Here is a 6,182-nt window from a genome sequence, read left to right as displayed (position 1 = left end):
TTTCTTTCTTCACGCTCATACTTACCCTGCTAGCGCCAGAATGTTTCTGGTGCCGCCCGATCTTCGAAGAGTGATAAATAAAAGTTAGGATGCTGCGCGAATGTCTCCCGACTTCGCGCAATGTTCAAAGACGAGAAGTCAAAATATAGTTACAAATAGCCACGATCTATTTTATTGATAGGTTTTGGTTTTGTTTTTTAAGAATAAGCTAGTCGAGCTTTAGCATCTCGTATCATTGCATCGAGTGCAAAAAGGATATGTTCCCTGTCTTTTTCTGGCAGTTTTTGTATAGTGAGGATTTTATTAGTAATCGATTCATCCACGAGTAGTTCTGTTTTGCCAACCAAATAATCTAAAGACACATTAAGAGAATCAGCAAGTTTTGTAGCAGTCTCTATAGACGGGTTAGAATCTCCACGCTCATACCTTCCTAAAACATTAACGTGTATATCTACCTGTTTAGCCAGTTCTTCTTGTGAGAACTTGTTCTTTTTTCGTAATTCCTGTAACCGTTCTGCAAACTTCATAATCGTAAATCTACCTTAAATAGTGTGTTTTTACAAATATAAAAGACTTATTCAGGTTTAAAAACAATTGATTGAGTTGTTTTTTAAAACGATTTAGGTATATTTGAACCTAAATAGTAAGATTTAGGGAGTTATGAACAAATTGCAAGCAGATAATACCGACCAACTCATTTACGCAAACGATATCCTAGAACTAACGGTTTTAGGAGGTATACGATTAGAAGGATTAGATCGGATGCGTATCACTGTCAAAGTACAGTTACAAAAAAGCAGCCGTCCACCAGTACGTCATAACCTAGATTTATATAATGATACACAATTAGAAAAGTTTATAAGAAAATGTGCAGAAAAGCTAGAAATAGGTACGTCTGTAATTGCAGCAAGTTTATCAGAACTCACAGAAGCACTGGAAAAATATCGGTTACAACAGATAAAAGACAAAGAGGAGAATCTAAAACCTAAAGTAAAACAACTCAATCTTGCAGAAAAAGAAGCAGCAGAAACCTTCTTAAAACAATCTGATTTATTAGCAAAAACCAATGAATTGATCGGTAAAAGTGGGGTAATTGGAGAAGAAATCAACAGATTGTTAATGTATTTAATCTTTACATCAAGAAAAAGAGAGCAGCCCTTGCATGTTGTAAGCTTAGGAAGCTCAGGAACAGGAAAAACACATCTGCAATCATCTGTTGGAGAACTCATACCAGAAGAAGAACGGGTAAGTATCACAACCTTATCAGAAAATGCATTCTACTATTTTGGGAAACAAGAATTAAAACACAAAGTTATCTTAATCGAAGATTTAGACGGCGCAGAAAATGCACTCTATCCATTACGAGAGCTACAAACCAAAAAACGTATCGTAAAAACTATTGCCAGTAAAAATCATAAAGGAGAAACCCAAACCAAATATCTGGTAGTAGAAGGTCCTGTATGTGTTGCAGGATGTACCACCAAAGAACATATTTATGAAGATAACGCAAACAGGAGCTTCTTATTATACCTAGATGAAAGTCCAGAGCAGGATGAGAAAATAATGCAATACCAACGCGCCATATCAGCAGGACAAATAAATCATTACGAAGAAACAGAGGTGCAAGAATTTTTGCAGAATGTACAACGGATATTGCAACCCATAAAAATCATCAATCCGTACGCAAAATACCTCGGTCTTCCGACTTCCGTCTTCAAACCCAGACGAACCAACAACCATTACTTGCAATTTATAGAAGCTATTACATTTTATTACCAATATCAACGAGAGCAGAAAGCAGATGAAAAAACTGGCGAAATGTATATCGAAACCACTTTAGATGATATCGAAAACGCTAACAAACTACTCAAAGAAGTATTACTACGCAAAAGTGATGAACTCACAGGAAGCTGTAGAAATTACCTTGAAAATCTAAAAGAGTATCTAAAAACCAATAAAAAGAAACAATACACAAATAGAGAAACCCGTAAAGCATTACGAATCAACCCAAGCAATCAAAAACGCTATAACCTACAATTAATTACAGGCTACTATATCAAGAAAGTAAAAGGTAAAAAAGCCACAGGATATCATTATGAAGTTGTCAGTACTACCGAATATAACCAATTACAAGATCAGATAAATAGTGTATTAGATAAGGCTTTAGAGAAGCTAAAGAAGAAAAAATAATTGTCTGTGGCGACTCGCCACGCGGTTCATTAGTTCAAAAGTGGTTCAAACCAAAAATGAACCACCTAAGAAAAAGAAAACCAGTTAATTATCATAGTGGTTCGCAAAGTTCACGAAAAAGTATATGAGGGATGAGAAAATTACATCTTAAAAACGAAAGCTACCAATACCTAGAAGCTTCTTTTAAAGAATGGTTGGATATTTTGGGTTATGCAGAAAGTACCGTTTATAATCTGCCAAATCATATAAGAGAATTACTCTACTACTTAGAACAAAAGAATATTCCTCATATCAAAGAACTAGATAACCTGATTGTCAAAGAATATTATAACCATCTAAAATTACGTAGTAATGATAGAAAAGGTGGAGCATTAAGCAATGCTAGTCTTAACAAACATTTGCAAGCACTTTACAAGTTTACAGACTATTTACGTCAAAATGGTAGAATAACCTTACCTAAATTATCCATTGATTGGGAGCAAGACGACACAGGAACAATTGAAACCTTAACTATACAAGAAATTAGGCAACTCTACAAAGCTACAAGACATTATCCCAGAAATATAAAACACACTAAACCCCAATACTTTTTTGAAGCGATTGCGCTACGTGACTGTGCGATACTAACCATATTTTACGGTTGTGGATTACGCAGAAATGAAGGGTATCATTTACAAGTAGAGGATATTAATTTTGATCGGCAGATACTCCACGTCAGAAAAGGAAAAGCTAATAAAGAACGGTTTGTACCCATTAACAAAGCCAATCTAAACTATTTACAAGAATATGTATACGATGGAAGACCAATATTACTTAGAGATAAACGAGAAAGTGCTTTTTTTATCAATGAAAGAGGAAACCGATTGGGCGCGCAATCCATTGCTATACGATTAAAACTATTACAACAAAGAACTGGCGATATTGTTTTGCAAGAGAAAAATGTACGCCTGCACGTATTACGACATAGTATTGCGACCCATCTACTCGCCAATGGAATGCCACTAGAAAATATCAGTCGGTTTTTAGGACATACCTCTTTAGAAAGTACGCAGATCTACACTCACTTGGCAATGCCAAGCGATGAAGTATGACAATCAAAACGAAAAGATTATGGATTTTAAAAATTACTTGTTATCCAAAGGTTTTAGTACTAAAACTACAGTTACGTATCAAAAGAACCTACTTGCCTTTATCGTTTGGACAGACACACAACAAATCGAAACTGAACAAGCAACCTATAGGGAGTTACTAGGTTATATTCAACATTTACGAAACAAAAATGTAGGTAGTCGTGCCATACAATCCTATATCAATAGCCTAAAACACTATTACAAATGGGTAGTGAAACGAAACTTACGAAATGATAACCCAACCACCAATATTGATATCAAAGGCATCAAACGCAGAAACTTATATCATATCCTTAGCAAACAAGAACTCGAAAAATTATATTACGATTACAAAGAATTATCAAGTAAAAGTCCGTCCGAAAAACGTAATGAAATTATTGTGAGTTTGCTAGTCTACCAAGGCTTGACCACTACAGAACTTAAAAAACTGACCATCCCAGATATAAAACTGCGTGAAGGGAACATTTACATCGCAGCTACAAGAAGAAGTAACGAAAGAACTTTAAAATTAGAATCCCACCAAATACTTGATATTATGGAATATACCTTGCAAACCAGACAAGTCATATTATCAGAAACCCAGAAAGAAACTGACCTGTTTTTTGTTACTAGCGGAAGTAGTTTAGAGTTGCAAAACGTTATGCAAAAATTAATGCAGCAACTACGTAAGCAAAGCAGAAAAATAGAAAGCCTTAAACAAATCCGGACTTCGGTCATTACCCATTGGTTAAAGAACTATAATCTAAGAGAAGCGCAATATATGGCAGGACATAGATACGTAAGTTCTACAGAAGCCTATTTAATCAATGATCTGGAAGGTTTACAGGACGATATTAATACATACCACCCAATAGGGTAAAAACTATACGTATAACTATTAAATATACCATTATGAAATTACCAAAAACTTACATCAAAATCCCAATCACAGAGCTAGGGGAATTACGTTTTATGCAAGATACTTTGTTAGATAACCTTAGTTTGCTGAGCCAAACGGAAGATAATTTTTCTACCAACAGGAGTATCAAGGACAATATGTACTGGATCAGTAAAATATTGGTTGCCATAGCAGAAATCGATCAACGCAAAGAATTTAATGATGTAGAGAAACTAAACAAATGATTGCTCATTCTCTAAAAGCTTTTAAAAAACTGAAACAGCTTTTAATAGCTTTAAAAAAATATGCTTGATCACTAAAAATATGTGTGTTAGCAGTACAAAACTTAAAAATATTAGTATATTAAACTATCTTTGTTATGAATGTAAAAATAGATATTATGGATCTAGAAGCGAGAAAATACAACTTTATCCAGGAACTGTTTAGTGTGGATAGAGAAAGTATTATGGATACTTTAGAGCGTGTTTTAAAGAAAGAAAAGGAAGAACATCAAGAGCTCTCTGCATCCACTAAAAAAGTATTAGATGAACGTTTAGAAAGTTATAAAAAGAACCCTAATGATTTACTGGATTGGGAAGATGTAAAGGGTGATTGGTAATGGGGTACACAATCAAATTATTGCCAATCGTTCATACAGATTTACGGAAGGCAAAAAAATGGTACAACAAGAAAAAGGAAGTATTAGGCGAAGAATTTAAAATAGAGGTTGATAAGGAGATCGATTATATAGGTAGATCACCAGAACACTATCAGCGTAAATATAAAGAGTTGAGACAATCTTTAGTTCCCCGTTTTCCTTATGCTATATTTTATCAAGTTGAAGAAGAATATAAAAGGGTAATTATTTTTGGAGTTTTACATACAAGCCGAAATCCTGAAATAGTCCGAAGAAGAATTAAAAAACAATAATATTTAGACAAGTACCCCGAATCATAATAGGTTCGGGATTTTTTTTCATAGGGTAAAAGCCAAGTGTCTCCCTACGGTCGTATTTACTATTATCACACCAGCCCGAAAAGGGCTTTTGTAATAAGCTGCAATAAGGAGTTCCTTCGTCACTCTCGCAAGCTATTTTTTGTTATTCCACAAGTGCAGAAAAAGCACTTGTTCCATACCGTTGCAACTCCCTCGCCTTCGGTCGGTAGTCTCCACTACAAACAAATAGCCTTGCTCTGTTCCTCTATCACCCGCAGCTACTTTTTTGCTTAACAACAATAAGGTACGCTATCGCTGTGATAAAAATTAAGCAAAACCGCTGCTTCATTGGCTCCGCCGCTTGGTCGTAGCCTAGCCGATTTTTTGTAAAAGAGGTTTATTGAAAGAAAAAGGATTTACAAAAAATCGTCTGGCGCATCCCTCCGTTACACTCCCGGTCTACGTCGGCTGCTCCTCTACGCTTCGGCTACGCCTTTGTCTTGCGTACACGCAGTTATCTTCAATCGCCAGATGGCTATGATTATGATTAAAGCTGAAGGTCAGCCACAACAGCCGTTGCGCTCTTCAGCTTTAATCATAATCGCTTACTCGAAACGGTAAACTATTTTAATAAAAGACGGAATGCGCCTGCTAATGCGGCTGAACTTCCGTTTTTTATTAAAATACTAGCCTTAATGGCGATTGAATGACCCCACAATGTTTAGGATCATGTCTACGATACGATTATGCACGTATAGTATTATAATATTGCTCTCAAAAATAGTCTGTTAGAAGTCAAATCTTCAATTTTAGCAATCGGTGTGCGGCTATTTTATATAATTGCGTTATAGCCCCTGACGTAAGGAAGAGCGGGTATAACTACCAATTATGTACATATAGCTTTGGTGGTAGCGGTGGCATTAGGAAGTGGAATTTTACTATCTTTACAAGGTCGATAAGACATACGTTCTTTAAAAAAATGTAGAAGGGAGGCACTAGGAAACTAGGCAAGCGGCTTAAAAAAATGCATTTGATTAGTTTTCCTTTGG

At 35.5% G+C, this 6,182-nt stretch carries 7 protein-coding genes; 6 read left to right on the top strand and 1 reads right to left on the bottom strand.

Annotated elements, in window-relative coordinates; genetic code table 11:
* Positions 1 to 197: 197 nt before the first annotated feature.
* A complete protein-coding gene (locus ACZIYX_RS23465; protein ID WP_462684701.1) occupies positions 198 to 527 on the bottom strand; it encodes a helix-turn-helix domain-containing protein in 330 nt (109 codons plus the stop codon).
* Positions 528 to 660: 133 nt separating this feature from the next.
* Between ACZIYX_RS23465 and ACZIYX_RS23460 the strand changes: the two genes are divergently transcribed.
* The 6 genes from ACZIYX_RS23460 (at position 661) to ACZIYX_RS23435 (ending at position 5,127) form a co-directional block, all read left to right on the top strand.
* Positions 661 to 2,190: a hypothetical protein gene (locus ACZIYX_RS23460; protein ID WP_462684700.1), complete on the top strand. Its 1,530-nt coding sequence runs from the start codon at positions 661 to 663 to the stop codon at positions 2,188 to 2,190.
* 131 nt (positions 2,191 to 2,321) lie between these two features.
* A complete protein-coding gene (locus tag ACZIYX_RS23455) occupies positions 2,322 to 3,281 on the top strand; it encodes a tyrosine-type recombinase/integrase (RefSeq protein WP_462684699.1) in 960 nt (319 codons plus the stop codon).
* 19 nt (positions 3,282 to 3,300) lie between these two features.
* The gene (locus ACZIYX_RS23450; RefSeq protein ID WP_462684698.1) at positions 3,301 to 4,179 is read left to right on the top strand and encodes a tyrosine-type recombinase/integrase; all 879 of its coding nucleotides are present in this window, start codon (positions 3,301 to 3,303) and stop codon (positions 4,177 to 4,179) included.
* Positions 4,180 to 4,211: 32 nt separating this feature from the next.
* Positions 4,212 to 4,442, top strand: coding sequence for a hypothetical protein (locus tag ACZIYX_RS23445; RefSeq protein ID WP_462684697.1), 231 nt, complete (start codon positions 4,212 to 4,214; stop codon positions 4,440 to 4,442).
* 155 nt (positions 4,443 to 4,597) lie between these two features.
* Complete coding sequence (locus tag ACZIYX_RS23440; RefSeq protein ID WP_462684696.1) at positions 4,598 to 4,816, top strand: addiction module protein; 219 nt, start codon at positions 4,598 to 4,600, stop codon at positions 4,814 to 4,816.
* On the top strand, positions 4,816 to 5,127 hold the full coding sequence (locus ACZIYX_RS23435; RefSeq protein ID WP_462684695.1) for a type II toxin-antitoxin system RelE/ParE family toxin: 312 nt from the start codon (positions 4,816 to 4,818) through the stop codon (positions 5,125 to 5,127). Before ACZIYX_RS23440 ends, ACZIYX_RS23435 begins: the two co-directional genes overlap by 1 nt.
* The last annotated feature ends 1,055 nt before the right edge of the window (positions 5,128 to 6,182 follow it).

This window comes from Aquimarina sp. (assembly GCF_977115655.1).
This window is presented reverse-complemented; position numbering and strand designations above follow the sequence as displayed.

Coding starts and splice junctions, on each gene's coding strand:
- ACZIYX_RS23465 (WP_462684701.1), bottom strand. CDS start 527: ATGAAGTTTGCAGAACGGTTACAGGAATTACGAAAAAAGAACAAGTTC.
- ACZIYX_RS23460 (WP_462684700.1), top strand. CDS start 661: ATGAACAAATTGCAAGCAGATAATACCGACCAACTCATTTACGCAAAC.
- ACZIYX_RS23455 (WP_462684699.1), top strand. CDS start 2,322: ATGAGAAAATTACATCTTAAAAACGAAAGCTACCAATACCTAGAAGCT.
- ACZIYX_RS23450 (WP_462684698.1), top strand. CDS start 3,301: ATGGATTTTAAAAATTACTTGTTATCCAAAGGTTTTAGTACTAAAACT.
- ACZIYX_RS23445 (WP_462684697.1), top strand. CDS start 4,212: ATGAAATTACCAAAAACTTACATCAAAATCCCAATCACAGAGCTAGGG.
- ACZIYX_RS23440 (WP_462684696.1), top strand. CDS start 4,598: ATGGATCTAGAAGCGAGAAAATACAACTTTATCCAGGAACTGTTTAGT.
- ACZIYX_RS23435 (WP_462684695.1), top strand. CDS start 4,816: ATGGGGTACACAATCAAATTATTGCCAATCGTTCATACAGATTTACGG.